This window comes from Bradyrhizobium sp. SZCCT0231 (assembly GCF_018130245.1).
GTDB lineage: Bacteria > Pseudomonadota > Alphaproteobacteria > Rhizobiales > Xanthobacteraceae > Bradyrhizobium > Bradyrhizobium japonicum_F.
Genome location: NZ_JAFCKP010000009.1, coordinates 69,592 through 84,356 on the forward strand (window position 1 = coordinate 69,592; position 14,765 = coordinate 84,356).

The 14,765-nt window shown below is 59.8% G+C and carries 18 protein-coding genes; 15 read left to right on the forward strand and 3 right to left on the reverse strand.

Going from position 1 to position 14,765, the window contains the following annotated elements:
• The 4 genes from JQ566_RS21285 to JQ566_RS21300 all read left to right on the forward strand — a co-directional run bounded on the left by JQ566_RS21285 (position 1) and on the right by JQ566_RS21300 (position 3,437).
• Complete coding sequence (locus JQ566_RS21285) at positions 1 to 612, forward strand: hypothetical protein (protein ID WP_212375185.1); 612 nt, start codon at positions 1 to 3, stop codon at positions 610 to 612.
• A 15-nt stretch (positions 613 to 627) separates the two neighbouring features.
• Complete coding sequence (locus JQ566_RS21290) at positions 628 to 2,100, forward strand: hypothetical protein (protein ID WP_212375187.1); 1,473 nt, start codon at positions 628 to 630, stop codon at positions 2,098 to 2,100.
• On the forward strand, positions 2,097 to 2,411 hold the full coding sequence (locus tag JQ566_RS21295; RefSeq protein WP_212375189.1) for a hypothetical protein: 315 nt from the start codon (positions 2,097 to 2,099) through the stop codon (positions 2,409 to 2,411). Before JQ566_RS21290 ends, JQ566_RS21295 begins: the two co-directional genes overlap by 4 nt.
• A gap of 681 nt (positions 2,412 to 3,092) precedes the next feature.
• Positions 3,093 to 3,437 (forward strand): hypothetical protein, encoded by a 345-nt coding sequence (locus JQ566_RS21300; RefSeq protein ID WP_212375191.1) that lies wholly within the window; start codon positions 3,093 to 3,095, stop codon positions 3,435 to 3,437.
• Positions 3,438 to 3,462: 25 nt separating this feature from the next.
• Here JQ566_RS21300 and JQ566_RS21305 read toward each other — a convergent pair whose 3' ends face one another.
• Positions 3,463 to 3,939 (reverse strand): hypothetical protein, encoded by a 477-nt coding sequence (locus tag JQ566_RS21305; protein ID WP_212375193.1) that lies wholly within the window; start codon positions 3,937 to 3,939, stop codon positions 3,463 to 3,465.
• Between the two features lie 209 nt (positions 3,940 to 4,148).
• On the opposite strand from JQ566_RS21305, the gene JQ566_RS21310 reads away from it, so the two are divergent.
• The 11 genes from JQ566_RS21310 to JQ566_RS21360 all read left to right on the forward strand — a co-directional run bounded on the left by JQ566_RS21310 (position 4,149) and on the right by JQ566_RS21360 (position 12,486).
• The gene (locus tag JQ566_RS21310; RefSeq protein WP_212375195.1) at positions 4,149 to 4,973 is read left to right on the forward strand and encodes a lysozyme family protein; all 825 of its coding nucleotides are present in this window, start codon (positions 4,149 to 4,151) and stop codon (positions 4,971 to 4,973) included.
• A 76-nt stretch (positions 4,974 to 5,049) separates the two neighbouring features.
• On the forward strand, positions 5,050 to 5,421 hold the full coding sequence (locus tag JQ566_RS21315; RefSeq protein WP_349643342.1) for a hypothetical protein: 372 nt from the start codon (positions 5,050 to 5,052) through the stop codon (positions 5,419 to 5,421).
• Positions 5,422 to 5,647: 226 nt separating this feature from the next.
• Positions 5,648 to 6,478 (forward strand): hypothetical protein, encoded by an 831-nt coding sequence (locus JQ566_RS21320; RefSeq protein WP_212375199.1) that lies wholly within the window; start codon positions 5,648 to 5,650, stop codon positions 6,476 to 6,478.
• Positions 6,479 to 7,187: 709 nt separating this feature from the next.
• Complete coding sequence (locus tag JQ566_RS21325; RefSeq protein ID WP_212375201.1) at positions 7,188 to 8,048, forward strand: tail fiber domain-containing protein; 861 nt, start codon at positions 7,188 to 7,190, stop codon at positions 8,046 to 8,048.
• A 2-nt stretch (positions 8,049 to 8,050) separates the two neighbouring features.
• On the forward strand, positions 8,051 to 9,247 hold the full coding sequence (locus tag JQ566_RS21330; RefSeq protein WP_212375203.1) for a hypothetical protein: 1,197 nt from the start codon (positions 8,051 to 8,053) through the stop codon (positions 9,245 to 9,247).
• A gap of 107 nt (positions 9,248 to 9,354) precedes the next feature.
• A complete protein-coding gene (locus JQ566_RS21335; RefSeq protein ID WP_212375205.1) occupies positions 9,355 to 9,795 on the forward strand; it encodes a hypothetical protein in 441 nt (146 codons plus the stop codon).
• Between the two features lie 116 nt (positions 9,796 to 9,911).
• Entirely contained in the window at positions 9,912 to 10,376 is a 465-nt protein-coding gene (locus JQ566_RS21340) for a hypothetical protein (RefSeq protein WP_212375207.1), read from the forward strand.
• A 113-nt stretch (positions 10,377 to 10,489) separates the two neighbouring features.
• The gene (locus JQ566_RS21345; RefSeq protein ID WP_212375209.1) at positions 10,490 to 10,756 is read left to right on the forward strand and encodes a hypothetical protein; all 267 of its coding nucleotides are present in this window, start codon (positions 10,490 to 10,492) and stop codon (positions 10,754 to 10,756) included.
• The gene (locus tag JQ566_RS21350) at positions 10,753 to 11,241 is read left to right on the forward strand and encodes a hypothetical protein (protein ID WP_212375210.1); all 489 of its coding nucleotides are present in this window, start codon (positions 10,753 to 10,755) and stop codon (positions 11,239 to 11,241) included. The genes JQ566_RS21345 and JQ566_RS21350 overlap by 4 nt, the downstream gene beginning before the upstream one ends.
• Entirely contained in the window at positions 11,207 to 11,428 is a 222-nt protein-coding gene (locus JQ566_RS21355; protein WP_212375212.1) for a hypothetical protein, read from the forward strand. The genes JQ566_RS21350 and JQ566_RS21355 overlap by 35 nt, the downstream gene beginning before the upstream one ends.
• A 65-nt stretch (positions 11,429 to 11,493) precedes the next feature.
• Positions 11,494 to 12,486 (forward strand): tail fiber protein, encoded by a 993-nt coding sequence (locus JQ566_RS21360; protein WP_212375214.1) that lies wholly within the window; start codon positions 11,494 to 11,496, stop codon positions 12,484 to 12,486.
• A gap of 15 nt (positions 12,487 to 12,501) precedes the next feature.
• Here JQ566_RS21360 and JQ566_RS21365 read toward each other — a convergent pair whose 3' ends face one another.
• On the reverse strand, positions 12,502 to 13,446 hold the full coding sequence (locus tag JQ566_RS21365; protein WP_212375216.1) for a glycosyltransferase family 2 protein: 945 nt from the start codon (positions 13,444 to 13,446) through the stop codon (positions 12,502 to 12,504).
• Positions 13,443 to 14,714 carry a hypothetical protein gene (locus tag JQ566_RS21370; RefSeq protein ID WP_212375217.1) on the reverse strand — a complete coding sequence of 424 codons (1,272 nt, stop codon included), beginning with the start codon at positions 14,712 to 14,714 and terminating at the stop codon, positions 13,443 to 13,445. Before JQ566_RS21370 ends, JQ566_RS21365 begins: the two co-directional genes overlap by 4 nt.
• Positions 14,715 to 14,765 lie beyond the last annotated feature (51 nt).

The following is a 14,765-nucleotide window of genomic DNA, read 5'->3' on the forward strand; positions in this document are numbered from 1 at the left end:
ATGTCGCTTCTCGGATTTGATGCTGTCGGGCGCCATACGCTCGGGCAACTGCCGGCGTTTGGGTTGACCAATACGGTCCTGCAGACGGTCACGACCAATTACGTGGTTGTGGGGAAAAGCGCTGCGTTCCAGGCCAGGGAGACCGGCAGTGCGGCCGCGTTTGCGGTTTCGGGCAAAACGGCGATGTTCGGCAACGTGTTGTCTGCTGTAGCAGGCAGCTTCGGCACAACGGGAAATGCATCCGCCTTCGGGCGCGCGCTCGTGACAAGCTCTTCCGGCTATGCGGTGAGCGGGCTGCCTGCTTCGACCTCCACGAGAATGCCTTCCACCACCGGCACCTATCTGCTCTCGAGCAACGCCATGTCGGCGATCACGTCGATCGCCGCGGGCCCAGGCAGTTATGCCGTCAGTGGCTATCCCTCCGGTTTTTCCAGAGACTTCGAAGCGTGGTTTCCGCGACCGTTCGATTCTGACGCCTGGGCCGGTGTCGCAGCCAAAGCCGAAGGTTGGACTCCGAAGGATCCCGCCATCGCGTCCTGGACGTCGCAAGCGGAGCCGATTGCCCCGTGGACCCCAGCAACAATTCAACCCGAGTCATGGACGACTGAATAATCGGACGAGCAAACAATGCCACTCCTTGCCTACGGCGAATACCGCCCGGATGTCAGCGACTATGAAGGCCAGGCCTCGCGCAACATCCTCAATGTCATTCCGCGCGGCGACGGCTACGGGCCGTTTCCGTCCTTCTCCGCATACACGTCTGGGCTGCCGGCACCGTGCCGCGGCGCATTCTATGCGTTGAAGTCCGACGGCACAGTCGTCACCTTTGCCGGAACGGCCACCAAGCTCTACCGGCTCAACAACATCGACTTCACCTGGGTCGACGTCTCCAAGGGTGCCTCGTCCTATTCGGCGCTCTCCGCTGCGGCGCAATGGCAGTTTGCCCAGACCGGCAACTTCGTCTTTGCAACGCAGGCCAACGCAGTCCTGCAAGTCTTCGATCTCTCGTCGTCCACGGCCTTCGCCGACGCACTCGGTTCGCCGCCGCAGGCAGGCTATATCAGCGTGGTCGGCCGCTTCCTGGTGCTGTCAGGGCTGCTGTCGACGCCGTACCGGATCCAGTGGTCCGGGCTGAACAACTTCAACGCGGCGGACAGCTGGACCAGCGGGATCAAGTCGTCTGACTTCCAGGACTTTCCGGATGGCGGCATCGTTCGTGGCGTCGCCGGCGGCGAATCCGGCATCGTCTTCCAGGACCAGGCGATCCGACGAATGTCCTATGTACCGGGCTCGCCGATCATCTTCCAGATCGATCGCATCACGCAGGACAAGGGCCTCTACGCGCCGTACTCGATCATTCGCGCCGGCGAGCGCATCTTCTTCTATGCCGGCCAAGGTTTTCACAAGATCGAGCCCGGCGGCGTGCCGCAGCAGATCGGGCGCGAGAAGGTCGACCGCAGCTTCCTCGCCGATCTCGACAAGGGCAATCTCCAGCTCTTCATGGGCGCCGCCGACCCGCGCTCGACGCGCGTCTACTGGGCCTACAAATCGGTGTCGGGCACGGTCGGCACTTACGACAAGCTGCTCGGCTACGACTTCCTGCTTGACCGCTTCTTCCCGGTCGCGGTGACGGGCGAGTATCTGCTGGGCATCTCGCAAACCGGATTGACGCTGGAAAACCTCGACAGCATCTCGTCGTCGCTCGATGCGCTGACGCTGAGTCTCGATGCCTACGCTACGGCGGTACAGCCGGAAATCGCGCAGTTCTCGAACGCGCATGTGCTCGGCTTCTTCCGCGGCCCCAGTCTCGAGGCGACGCTGGAAAGTCCGGAGCAGGGCACAGATGAAAACCGCATCACCATCCGCGGCTTCCGCCCGGTGACCGATGCGGCAACGCTGTTCGGCTCGGTGTCCTGGCGCGATACGCCGGCTGCGGTGGCAACACCAGGTGCGGAAGTGCTGGTCAATGCCCGGACCGGTCGCTGCGATGTCCGGCGCGACACCCGCTATTCCCGCTTCAAGGTTCGCATCCCGGCCGCGACCAACTGGTCCTTCTGCGCCGGCGTCGTTCCCGATCTCACACCCAACGGCACGCTATGACGGCTTACGTACCCGGCATTACCGAGACCGACCTGAAGAAGATCGTGCTCGCGATCCAGCAGCTCGCGGCCGGCAGGTCGAATGCCGTCGGCAGCGTGACGCTGGCAACGGGCGCATCGAGCACGACGGTGACGACGGCGAACTGTGCCGTCAGCTCAGTGCCGATCCTGGTGCCGGCGTCAGCGAATGCGGCGGCGGAGGTCGGCAATGGGGCGATGTATGTGAGCGCGGTTACGAACGGCGCGTTCACGATCGCGCATCCGAATTCGGCAACGGAGGGGCGGGTGTTCTTGTGGGCGGTGGTGGGGTGAGGCGATCATCTCAAGAAAGGGAAACTTAGCGAAATGTCCGAAATGAGTTCACGTGATAACTACGGATCTGCTGTTCTTGATCGAGGAAAGACCTTAGAATTTCTCGAACGTTTGGCGCAATCGCCGCAACAGAATGCAGCGAGCCTTGACGATATTTTGGGGCAGGGGGCGGTAGCGTCGAACTACACGCCAGGCCGACCGATAAACAATCAACCCGGTTTTGATCCGAATTTCAGGCAGCTATCGCGGGCTCCGTCAGCCCAGGAGCAGAATATTGCGGGTTCACAACCAATCGGCAGTCGATCGGAGGCTCGCCTAGCAGATGCAGCAAACGACAACTACGCGAGGGATGCGCAGTGCACAACAGCATCTTACGATTGTCTAAGCCACAGTTGGGATGCAGATTATCCCGCCGCGTGCAGAAAAGCATACTTTCTATGTTTGGAGGCTGGTGGCACCGCGCAGCAGTTAGGAACGACCATCATGTTCAACTTTCCCGACTATGGACGAGTGATTTTGTACAGGGATGGGACCTCTCGGTACATTCCGTCGCCAAGCCCGCCCCGGCAATAGATGTATTTTGGAGCAGGCCGACTAATGACGGTAGCCCGCTCGTAGTAAGCACGGTCGCACTTTTTCTCGGTTTCGTGTATTGTGCTTCGCGGTCACGCGGGATCTCCAATGAGCTCTCAACATTCTGATATCGACGCGCCTCCGTTGGAGCCGATCGATGAGGTTATAGAGCACGAGCATTCAGATTTTCGCGCACGATGCCTGGCGCTCGTCGCTCCCTTCCTTTCGAAGGGCGATTGGGAAGCCAAGCGGGAGCTCGTCACGCGTAACCCAAAATGGGGACTGATATGGCGCGGCGATTACGCCATTGCGGATCTGGCGCCGCGGCTTGTCAACCGCTTCATGTGCTGGGAAGGCGAGGACGGACAGCTTCTCATTGAGATTGCGGTCGGCCAGCGGATTGCGCCGTTGCCGGCGACATCACCAGCCGATCCCAGCGATCGGACTACATGAAGCGGCTCATGGCCCGATCACCGCATCACGTCCCGTCGTCGCAGTCCCGGATGATGGTCTTCTTCGCAGTCCCCAACGTCTTCCGGACGTCGAGTAGCGAAAACGTCTCCTGGGTCTGGTACTTGGGGAATTCGACGACAAAGGATTTCTGTTTGCTCGTGGCCAGTGCCTTGACGAGCTCCCTGAAATCCCACTGGTTCTGTCGCCCGACAGCCTTGAACTGGCTTTCTTCGAGCAGGAACGGGTGGTTCTTGCCGTCGACGATGATCTGCGCGGTCACCATTTCTTTGGCCTGAGGCTTGATCCGCTCAACCGTGATGAACATGCCTGGCGTTTTGTCGTCGTCGCCGGCCGGACAATAGATGCTGAAGGTGGATCCGGCACTGTTCTCGATGTTCGCCTCCAGCGTGCCCTGGCCATAGCCAAGGGTCCAGCGGAAGTCGACGGCCAGAGCGGCCGTGCCGCTCAGCATCAAGGCGAACGCAACGGGTAGCAGCTTCATCTGTCACATCCTGCAGTGGTGGTCTGTTCAGCTATAGATGGATCGTCCGACATTGCAACTTCGCTTGCTCGCCTTGAGGGCGACGGGCTCCTTTTTCAGATCCCGTCATGGAGGTGAATATGGGTTTCCGCGATGATGATATGTTTGCTCCGCAGACATACGCCGGCTCTGGCGGCCTTCTCGGCAGACTGTCGGCGATCGCTGGACAGATGGGACCGAGAGCCATTCCGACCGCGACACGGCTGGACGTGCATGGTCCCGAGGCCTTCGGCAGCGCGGCAGGAGATCTGATCAGCCGAATCCGCCAGCTCCAACAGCTGCAGGCTGCCTATCGGCCAAGTGCAACGACGGCCTCGGGCCCGCTGACCAACCAGATCGTGCGCGCTGAAAGCGGGGGCAGGGCGAATGCTGCGAACGGTCTCTCGAGCGCCTTGGGTGCCGGACAATTTCTGCGCAAGACCTGGCTCGACATGCTGGCCAAGTACCGGCCGGACTTGACCGGGACGCCGCACGAGCTTGCGGAGCTGCGCAAGGACCCAAAGCTTTCGGCTGAGATGGTCGAGGCTTATGCCGCCGAGAATGCCAAAAGGCTTGTTCGGGCCGGACACGAGGCCTCTCCGGGCAACATCTATCTGGCGCATTTCGCAGGCCCATCGGGCGCGCTCAAGGTGCTCGGTGCTGACCCGGCAGCATCGGCAAGGTCCGTTCTTGGCGATGATGCAGTCACGGCCAATCCGTTCCTCGAGAAGATGACGATTGGAGACCTGAGATCATGGGCTGATCGGAAAATGCGGACGCAAACGTCCCCGCGTCCGCAGGTGCCTGTCTTTCCCAATCATGCTGCTCCGGTCTTCGGCGCGCCTGCATTTCCGGAGGGCCTCGTTGCTTCGTCGCAAGGTCCATTGCCGAACGTCTCGCCGGTATCCTCCCAGCTGCAGCCGGATGTCCCACAGCGGCCGAACGATCGCGGCCTCGTAACCAACGAGCCCACACAGCCTTGGTCGGTTCAGCCACCGATCTTCTTTCCGTTCTAAAATGTCGGGCACACACGTTCCCTGGCGCGATCCCTGCGCCGGCGGCACACAGCTCGTCTGCATCGATCCGGAGCATGTGCGTTCGATCTGGCCGCTGACGGCTCCTCTGCTCAAGCAGGCGATCGTCAAGACAGGCTTGTCGGCGTTCGCAACAATTGAGCGGGATATCCTTGACGGCACCGCGCTGCTTTGGGTCGCCTGGAATGGTTCGGTGATCGAGGCGGCTGCATCCACCAGCCTTCAGCAGACAGATGCCGGCAAGGTCTGCATCATCACGGCATGTGCGGGGACAGGTGTGAGGCGCTGGCTGCCGCTGATCGGCGGCATCGAGGCGTATGCGCAAGCGGAGGGATGTCGCTGCGTGCGCATTGTCGGGCGGAAGGGCTGGGCGCGCGTGCTGGAAGGATACGAACAGAGTTATGCGATCATCGACAAGTGCCTGCCCTAGCCGACGGCAGGTGGGTTGCTTGGCAGGTGCTCACCATCGCGTTCGGTCCTGGAATGCCCAAGGACAGATAACTCTATAGAGCTGCGCGACTTGGGGTTGTGATTGTTCGCGTTTTGTTCTATTGTGATCTTTGTGCGCTAGCTCAAGGTCGCAGATGCCATGCGTCGAACCTCATCCGGACGAACTTGACCTCCCTGGCAGGAAGGAGGAGTGGCGTTGCGTCCCAATGCTGCGCGAACACGTCGCGCGGCCTTGCTGGATTTCGCGCGGCGGGCTTGCGCTGTTCTGCATGTTGATCGCCGGCGGTGGCGCAAGCCACTCAGCGGCACAAGAGATTGACTTTACGCCTTACGCTCGAGCGGCTGACTATTGTCGCAGCGACGTCGCGCGGCCGATCGCGCTGTCGGAAGACAAGCGCGTGCTCTGTCTTGATGGAGCGGTCACATCCGACCTGAACGTTGCAGTCGCGGCAAATTTGGCGGATCGAGGCATTGCCGTCGTTCGCAGCCGTGGAGGCGACACTGCGAGCGCAGTTCGATTGGCGAACGCGCTCCGAGACCGCAATGCGGCCGTCGTAGTGCGGGATTTCTGCCTGTATGCCTGTGCCAGTTTCATCCTGCTGTCGTCGTCGGAAGCTTACGTCTTGGACGGCGCGTTGGTGGCGTGGGGGCTGTTTCAACGATATCCCGATGACGACTGCATAGGGTTTATCGAGGGCAAGGACCAGGCGGGTCCCTTCCTGACTTGGCTGAGCTGCTCGCCGGACTACCCTGACGAGAGGCCGAGGTCGTGGCTGTGGAACGAATTTTATCGCGATAGAATTGTCGACACCGTCTACACCGATCCGCCGGAGAGCAGGTTCATCCGACGCGAATTGATGAATTTGTATCGGTCGACGGGGCAGTATCCCCTCGTGCTGTGGACCTGGAACCCTCGCCATCATGCGAGTGCGATCAAGACCAAGCTGGTCTATCAGCACTATCCGGAGAGTCAGGAAGAGGTCGACGCAATCGCGAAGCGATTGGGCCTGAACCGCCGGGTGATCTACGACCCTTGATAGACGAGCAATCGACGAATTCTTGGTTTGGCGACGGACCCTCGACCGGGTGTCCGCGCCGCACGCCGACCAATAGACCGTTCACATGATTTTCATTCCGTGAGTGCAGAGATGGCGCCATCATTCAGAGATCCTTACGCACGTGTACCCAATTTCGGTGTCGAAGGCGCGATACCGAAGCCGCCCTGGTGGGCAGATGTCGACCGTTGGAGAATTGTCCCGCCAGCCTCTCCTCCGTGGTCGCCGCCGCCATCGGTCCCTCGCGACGATTCAGATCCCTTTGGTGCCCGGCCACAGATGCCGGCTCCGCTGCGGCCAAGGTCGGATAATGTGCAGCACCGCACCGACTCGGATTTGATCGATTGGCTGTTCAAAACGTACCGCACCCATCGAGAGGGACGGATAAAGCAACTTCCATGGCCGGACCAAGGCGGGGGTGCGCCGGACCCGTTTCTGGACTCGCGTCCGTGGCGCGCTATCGAGTCGCCCCCGGGCCATCTGCCCATGCCGTTTTATGCAGACCAGCTGGAAACGTTGCTGAAAATCCCGCTGAAAAACCTCAAAACTTCGACGAGAAGCGGGCCTCCAGAAGAGAAGGCCGTCCAACCGCCAATCTTCTTTCCGTTCGACTGACACATCGACGACCTGTCGATTTCATCGCCGCTCGCGTTCACGCGCAACGAACTCATACTCAAGGAAAACATCCTCCATGGGTGGACAATCCACTTCCACACAGACCGTGCAATCGCAGTCGGCGCCCTGGGCTGCAGCGCAGCCCGCGCTGCAAACGATGTTGGGCCAGATCAGCACTGGGCTCAACAACACCGGCCTGACGTCAGCGGAGACCTCTGCGCTCGACACGCTGAAGAACAACGCTGCGGCGGGCAATCCCTATGCGGGCCAGATCGCAGGCTATGCGCAGTCGTTGCTGAACGGCGGCGGCGCCACCGCACAGGCAGGCAATGTGCAGGATAATCTCGCATCCTATCGTGATCGGCTGACGCCATACGCAAACGGCAGCATGGTCGGCAACAATCCGGCGCTGATGGCCCAGCTTGCCCAGATCCAATCCGACGTCGGCGACTCCGTGAACTCGCAGTTTGCCGCCGCTGGCCGTGATTTCAGCGGCGCGAACTTGATGGCTTACGGGAGGGGCATCGCGGCGGCAGAGGCGCCGGTAATCGCCGCGCAATACAACCAGGACGTCGCGAACCAGCTTGCCGCCGCAGGGGCGCTCTACAACGCCGGCAACACGACAGCGAACACCCTGACGCAGCTGCAGCAGAGCGACCTCGTCAATCGCGGTCAGGGTGTCACAGCCGCGCAATCGGCACTCGATGCCCAGAACTACGGAGCCAACGCGATCTTGGCAGAGGAGGCGCAGCGTCGCGGCATTCCCGTGCAGGCGTTGAGCCTGCTCGCGCAGATCGGCGTGCCCATCGCGCAGCTTGGACAGCAGGGGAATAGCACGACGACGGGGACGCAGCAGAAATCTGGCGTGGACCAGTTCGCAACGATTGCGAGCGGTATCAGCGGCCTCGTCAAGGCCTTCAAGCCCCAAGGATTCTGAATATGACGATTCAAACCGACGCGGAGCTGACCGGTGGTGCCTTCGATCTTGCCAACGCAGGCTATACGCAAATGCCGGATCCGGAGCGGGAGGCGGAAAGCCAGTCGATCGATGGCGATCATGCGTCGCTGCGCGATGCGGCGGACCGGCTGTCCGATCAGCAGCCCAAGACCGCCGTCAGACGATATACTGACGGGGAGGGCAAGCCCGCTGCAGCAAACGAGGCCGTAACCCTCGCGCGCGCCGCGCGGGATTATGCGAGCGCCACCGCCGGCGACAGGCACGCCGCCGAGGAGGAGTCTTCGGAGGCGCTTGCGGAAAGGATCGATGCACTGCGTGCGGAAGTGACCGCCAATGATCCCGATGCGCCCGAATTCTACGGCTTCGAGCAACCTGAAGCCGGCGATAGGCGGGACGAGGACGTCGAAATAGCGTCGGACGCGGCCCAGGACCAAGGCAGTCGTTCGGCCGAGGCCAATCCCGACATCGAGCAGCTCATGCAGCACCCACAGGTGCGTTTGGCCCTCGAGGAAAAGGTCGGTGAGGTCGAGCGCGCCCGGCGAAGCTACGTCGAGGGCCTCGATGCGGCGATGCAGATCGCGCAGGTGAGCTTCGTCAGCCAGTTTCCAGAACTGGCTGCCCTTGCGCCGGAGCGGCTGCCGGAGGCCCTTGCGCAAATTGCGCAGCAGGATCCCGCAAAGCTGGCGCGCATCCAGGCGATCGTCGCGGGAAGCGAGCAACTGCGAGCCCGGCAGAGTGAAGAGATGCAGCGGACGGCAGCTGCCGCCCGGCGCAATTTTCAGAACTATGCAAAAGCCGAAGACACGCGGCTCGAAGCGATGCTGAAGGGAGAAACGAAGGACACCAGGCAGGCCGTCGCTCAGGAGATCATGTCCTCAGCCGTGGCAAGCGGAATCGAGCCGGAGGAAATGCAGCGCCTGTTCGACAGCGAGCCCTTGATGCGCAATGCGACGTTCCAGCGCATGATGTATGATGCCGGAAAATACCGGTTGATGATGAAGGCGAAGGATGCGGTTGCGGCTAAACCGATGCCGCCGGTGCAAAGGCCGGGCATGGCGTCGAGCCGAGGCGAACGTGATCAGCACGATCTCCGAGCGCTGAACGCGCGGCTTTCGAGCACGGGCGGTCTCAAGGACGCTGTTGCGCTTTATCGCGCGAAGACGGCCGTTCGACGATGAGGCGTGTATCACGCGCTTTCGCGTATCATAATAACGAATCGACCTTAGTCGGCTCGAAATAGAGACCTTTGCATACTGGATAGGTGCCAATGCTATCGAGACCTGTTTTGTCCCTCGTGATTGTCGCGACGAGCCTTCTTCTCTCGCTCGAGGCCTTTGCCGGTGACTACATCGTTTCGTATGCCTTCGACGGTACGACGAGGGCTGACGTTGCCGCCGGCGCGACGAGCGCGCTCAACGAATTCGGGAGCACGAAAGAATGTCAGTACGACAGGCATTGCACGATCAAGCTGACAAAATCGGATCTGACTATATCGCTCTACGTTGAGCGTCTAGGGGCCCATGAGGTGATGGTCTTCGCCGATGGGGGCCGCAGCCTCAGCGACGGTTGTTGCTATTTTTCGGGTGGCGATCGCCTGGTTAACAGGAAGCTTGCCGAGCCATTGCTTCGCCTTTGGATCTACGAAGGACAATCTCGCAAGGGAAACGAATACGTCCAAAATCTTCCCTTAGGTCTTCTGTATCTGCAGTTCTTGGATTTCAAATAGCTTCGGTACCCGGGCGCGCCGCCAGCCCGTTTTTTCCCCTTATTCGTCAGCCGAATCATTCTGCGATCGTTTGTTGATCGCGGGACGGTTTCGGCATGAGTCGACAGGAGTTCGTCATGGCCACCATCGAGCAACAGTATCTCCCGCCCCCGGATTACGAGACGACGATCGCGGAGGCAGACCGTCCGCGTATTTACGATGCCGTTCGTAAGCAACTGGGCGATCTCTTGGAAGGCGATCAGTCCTACTATCCGGATGGCGTCCAGAAAGATTGGCAGGCCCGGGCGGATGATCTGGACCGCTACATCAAGTCGTTCATGAGCTCGCAGGGGCGCGTCAATGATCCGGCGAATATCCTCGGAGATGTGGTCAGATATCTCCGCGCACACGCCGAACACTTCCGCGACAGAATGAAGGAAGTAGGGCCTTCCGATCCGATCGAGCTCCCGCCAGAGTTGTCGCCGACAACCCGAGACAGGAATGAACTGTACGTGGATCCAAATCCGTTTGCTCCTCCGATGAAGAACCCCCCGTTCCGCGCGAGGAATGGTCAATCTCGACCTCCTCCGATCGGCCCATAGGCGGGGCGAACAGGCCCGAGCGGCGCTTCGCGCCACCAATATTCTTCCCCTTCTAGAAGCCCCAGTCGTCTCACCGTACCCGATCAATCGAAGTCGCGGCAGGAAAGCACACCATGAGCGAAGAGAATCGAAACTTCATCGAGCGCGCGGAATCCATCACCGGCAATCTCTACGGCGAGCCGATGTCAGTGGAGCGGATCGCGGAGAATTTCGCGCTCTATGGACTGAAGAAGCGTGTGGCGGCGCTCGAGCGGTTCGATGCCGAACTGGGCGGCGACATCGATTCCAGCCCTCACAGCTTGCGAAAGCGTGTTCAGCTCGTCGATCTGCGCCGGCGCATGGGCAGCCTCCATGAGGCATTGCGCAAAGCGAAGCGATGATCCATCCACTGTTGACGGCGCTTGCGCAGGCGCGCCTCCGCGACGCCCCGATCTTCGTCAAATGGTGCGAATTGAACGGTGTGTCGTCCTGTCCGGCGGCGCCAGCATCGGTAGCGCGCTTTGTGACCGATTGTGCGTCGCTGGGTATGAGCCGACTGTGGCCCGCGGTGCAGGACATATCGCGGATGCACGTCGCGCTCGGCTTGGCGGATCCTACGCGCGGAGGCCCCGCGGCGAGCGCGATGAGTACGATTGCGGCCATTCCGCCGCCTCGGTCCTGGCCTGGACCGTTCAAGCAACGGTTCGCCGCACTACCTTACGACATCCAGGTTCATCTCGCCTCACACGAGGCACAGCGCGAACGCGCGCTCCGGCGCGCACAGAATGAAGCTGCCTCCGCCCGCCAGAAACTGGCGGCATTCGAGGCTGAAACGAAGGACGGAAAGACCAATGGCAACGAAGCACCAACGCGTGACCAGGATTGAAGATCGCATTGAGGAATTGCGAGCCGAGATCGACGGTATCATCGACGCGCGCGTGGCCCGGATCGCAGGCGAAAGCCCCGGCGTCCCCGCAGGCGTGATCCGCAACCTCCTGACGGCCCGGGCACCGTCCTGTCGCTGCGCGCAGTACATCGAGCTGTGCGGCCGAGAGACGAAAACGCCGGACTGACGGCAGCAACCACTCGAACCGGGCGATCGCGAGCCAGGCATCGCTCTTCACATCAGGGATACAGGATGACTCTCTACAAATGGTCTCAAACGGCGTCCGCCGACGCCACGGCAGATTCGACGATCAACTGGGCGGAGGGGCAATCCCCGGCCAGTGTCAACGACTCGGCCCGCGCGATGATGGCGGCGATTGCCAAGTACCGTGATGACGTCGCTGGGGCGATCGTGACGACAGGGTCCAGCACGGCCTATGCGGTCAATACTTATCAGGTGTTTCAGTCGCTCTCGCAGTTGAACGGTCAAGTGATCGCGTTCACGCCACATGCCACGAATGGTGCGACGGTGACGATCAATGTCGACGGTCTCGGTGCAAGGCCGCTTCGCTCGGCGCCCTCGGTCGAATTGCCGGCCGGCGTTCTGGTGCAGGGCACGCCTTATGCTGCGCTTTACAATTCGAGCGACGCAGCCTTTTACCTCCATGGCTTCTTCTCCAACCCATACACTGTCCCCATCGGGGCATGTATAGACTTCTTCGGAACGACGGCGCCGAACAGTTCGTTTGTGCTTGCCTATGGTCAGGCGATCTCGCGAACGACTTATTCAGCCCTGTTCGCGATATTCAGCACCACCTATGGCAGCGGAGACGGATCGACCACGTTCAACGTGCCAGACCTCCGTGGTCGAGTTGTGGCGGGCGCTGATGCTATGGGCGGGAGCGCTGCGGGACGCCTTACGGACGCTGTTGCTGGGATAGATTCCTTGGGCGATGCGGGTGGGGCTCAATCGCGCACGCTGGTGACAGCCAATCTGCCTCCTTATACACCCTCCGGCTCAATTGGCGGAACGGGTTTCAGCAACCAAACAAACGTTTTATTCTATAGCTCATCCATCACGCCGCCTGGCGGCGGCTCTACCACAGTGGCGCAACTACAAACGGGGCAAGTCTCGATTAACGGAAACCAGTATTCCTTTGTGGGTAACGCGCAGGGCGGTATGAGCACGCCGGTTGTGACCGTTCAGCCGACGATCGTAGCCAACAAGCTTCTCCGAATTATATAGGCGCGCAAAAACACTTTACGAGCGAGGTGAAGCGCCAGCGACGCCAAGAGCAAGGTAAGCCAATCTTTTCATCTCGCGACGACCACGAGTAACGGTGTCCAAGATCAAGCCAGACGAAGCAGACAGCATCGCCATAATCATGAGGCCCATGGAGAGAACCGCTGTCGGTAGCCTTGGAACCAGCCCGGTCTCTAAGAACGTCACAACGATTGGAATTGCCAAAACAACCGATACGGTCGCAAGCCCGGCCGCAACCCAGGCAAAGAAGTGGAGCGGTCTTTCCGACCGATAGAGCTTCAACATAGTGAGCAATATTCGCAGGCCATCCTGCCACGTATTGAGCTTGGAATAAGAACCCGTGGGCCTTTCGAAGTAGGGCGTTTCCATCTCCCCAATGGGAAGGGACAATTCGAGAGCATGAACTGACAATTCGGTTTCGATCTCGAAGCCGCTCGACAACGCCGGGAAAGACTTGACGAATCTGCGAGAAAACACCCGATAGCCGGACAGGACATCCCTGAAAGCCCTGCCGAAGATCAGCGCCAACAGCCCTGTCAGCATTCGATTCCCGGCTCGGTGGCCTCGCCGATATGCTTCCTCGGATTGATCGACGCGAACACCAACGACCATGTCTAGATGTTCTGCGATAAGCTTCCCAATGAGCCTAGGCGCACTAGACGCATCATAAGTCGCGTCACCATCGACCAGAATATAGATGTCAGCATCAATGTCGGCGAACATTCGACGGACCACATGCCCCTTACCCTGGCTTCTCTCGGTCCGTACGATGGCTCCGCAACTGCTGGCTATCTCAGCGGTGCGATCTACGCAGTTGTTTTCATAGACGTAGATATCTGCTCCAGGCAAAGCGTCTCTGAAATCTGTGATTACCTTGCCGATAGTTGATTCCTCATTGTGACAAGGAACTAAGACCGCAATCTTCATCTGCGCCAGGGTCATCGAGTTTCCTGTGAGCGGAAAGTCTCTCGTAACGGGCGCCTATATCGAGCTGTGAAGAGCTCTCGGGCGCTCGATACATTCCCCGCCATCAAGCCGGCGGCGATTACGATTCCTGCTGCAGCTGCGGCGCTCCTTGAGACAAATGTGGCGTGGATTTGACTGTGGTTGCTCAGTGCTTCGAACCAGACGATCGGAATCAACGCCGGCCAAACTTGGCCTAGCTCTGGCCGCTTGAGCGGTATGCGGAACAGTATCAGCAGGGGTACAAAGATTAGCATGCCCCAACTCAAGATGGCATTCGTGAATACCTTGGCTGTCGCTGCGAGTGGGAAATGTCGTACGCTTGCGTAGTCCCCGTTGATCCTGAACATCGCGGCATTAAGGACGTCGTTCCTGATGTCAAAAGTCGGCTCTACGAGGTAAGCGGCAACCCATTTTGATGTCCATGTTACGCCGTAAGCTGAAAACCACACCGCGACGCAAGCGATGGCGAGCTGATTGCCCCGTCCGAACGCTACAAGGAAAAACGCCAAGAGCATTGGCAACCACGGTGGGTTGACCAAGAAGTCAACGAAATTGAAAACAGAACCAAGGCCAGCCGTCGCAATGATCAAAGTTCGATCAGCGGATTTCTTTCGGAGCATCCAGGCGAATATCCCAGCGCCCCCGAGAATGATCGCAGTGCTAACCGTGTGAGGTGTGACGTGCCAGATGCGAACGAAGTCGGACAAGAATAGAACAGGGGCGCAGAGCCCTATGGTCGGCCACGTTCCGATGAGCCGATCTGCTTGAAGAACAAAGAAAATAGCTGCGCTAGCGAGGACAGCAAGATTTACGAACTTTAGAAGAAGTATCGGTAGGAGCGACGCCAGTGGCGCGCTGTAGATACGATATCCGTGCCAATATCTTGCGTAGCTTTGCCAATTAACGCTGCTAGGATTTTCGGCGGCCTGCTTGAGGTCGTCGCACGCGTGACGGTCGGATGCTGGCCTCGGTGCCATGATGCCATTCTCTATTGCGCTCGTGCTCGATTTCATGCCTTCGCCGAGCGCGTAGCAGTCCGTAAACCTATCGCCGCTGGCAATGAGTTGATTCCGGTGCGAGGCGTCGACCAAGACGCCAGAATCAAAGGCGCTCTTGATGTGCTGCCACGTCGTCTCCTTTGAGATGAAGTAGTCAAGGCTCGACATCGCAAAGAAATAGATCGGTTGCAGCAGCAATACAAATGCTGCCGCGATCGCTAGTGATCTTAGGTTCCGCAAATTCATTCTCCCTGCCGGGAGCCAACCTACATCAACCCACGGTAGCCGAAAAGGACC

What these genes read in the sequence shown, in the direction of transcription:
- JQ566_RS21320 (WP_212375199.1), top strand. Translation starts at nt 5,648, where the DNA reads ATGCTGCGCGAACACGTCGCGCGGCCTTGCTGGATTTCGCGCGGCGGG.
- JQ566_RS21350 (WP_212375210.1), top strand. Translation starts at nt 10,753, where the DNA reads ATGATCCATCCACTGTTGACGGCGCTTGCGCAGGCGCGCCTCCGCGAC.
- JQ566_RS21340 (WP_212375207.1), top strand. Translation starts at nt 9,912, where the DNA reads ATGGCCACCATCGAGCAACAGTATCTCCCGCCCCCGGATTACGAGACG.
- JQ566_RS21370 (WP_212375217.1), bottom strand. Translation starts at nt 14,714, where the DNA reads ATGAATTTGCGGAACCTAAGATCACTAGCGATCGCGGCAGCATTTGTA.
- JQ566_RS21285 (WP_212375185.1), top strand. Translation starts at nt 1, where the DNA reads ATGTCGCTTCTCGGATTTGATGCTGTCGGGCGCCATACGCTCGGGCAA.
- JQ566_RS21310 (WP_212375195.1), top strand. Translation starts at nt 4,149, where the DNA reads ATGGGACCGAGAGCCATTCCGACCGCGACACGGCTGGACGTGCATGGT.
- JQ566_RS21300 (WP_212375191.1), top strand. Translation starts at nt 3,093, where the DNA reads ATGAGCTCTCAACATTCTGATATCGACGCGCCTCCGTTGGAGCCGATC.
- JQ566_RS21305 (WP_212375193.1), bottom strand. Translation starts at nt 3,939, where the DNA reads ATGAAGCTGCTACCCGTTGCGTTCGCCTTGATGCTGAGCGGCACGGCC.
- JQ566_RS21330 (WP_212375203.1), top strand. Translation starts at nt 8,051, where the DNA reads ATGACGATTCAAACCGACGCGGAGCTGACCGGTGGTGCCTTCGATCTT.
- JQ566_RS21295 (WP_212375189.1), top strand. Translation starts at nt 2,097, where the DNA reads ATGACGGCTTACGTACCCGGCATTACCGAGACCGACCTGAAGAAGATC.
- JQ566_RS21355 (WP_212375212.1), top strand. Translation starts at nt 11,207, where the DNA reads ATGGCAACGAAGCACCAACGCGTGACCAGGATTGAAGATCGCATTGAG.
- JQ566_RS21345 (WP_212375209.1), top strand. Translation starts at nt 10,490, where the DNA reads ATGAGCGAAGAGAATCGAAACTTCATCGAGCGCGCGGAATCCATCACC.
- JQ566_RS21325 (WP_212375201.1), top strand. Translation starts at nt 7,188, where the DNA reads ATGGGTGGACAATCCACTTCCACACAGACCGTGCAATCGCAGTCGGCG.
- JQ566_RS21365 (WP_212375216.1), bottom strand. Translation starts at nt 13,446, where the DNA reads ATGACCCTGGCGCAGATGAAGATTGCGGTCTTAGTTCCTTGTCACAAT.
- JQ566_RS21360 (WP_212375214.1), top strand. Translation starts at nt 11,494, where the DNA reads ATGACTCTCTACAAATGGTCTCAAACGGCGTCCGCCGACGCCACGGCA.
- JQ566_RS21290 (WP_212375187.1), top strand. Translation starts at nt 628, where the DNA reads ATGCCACTCCTTGCCTACGGCGAATACCGCCCGGATGTCAGCGACTAT.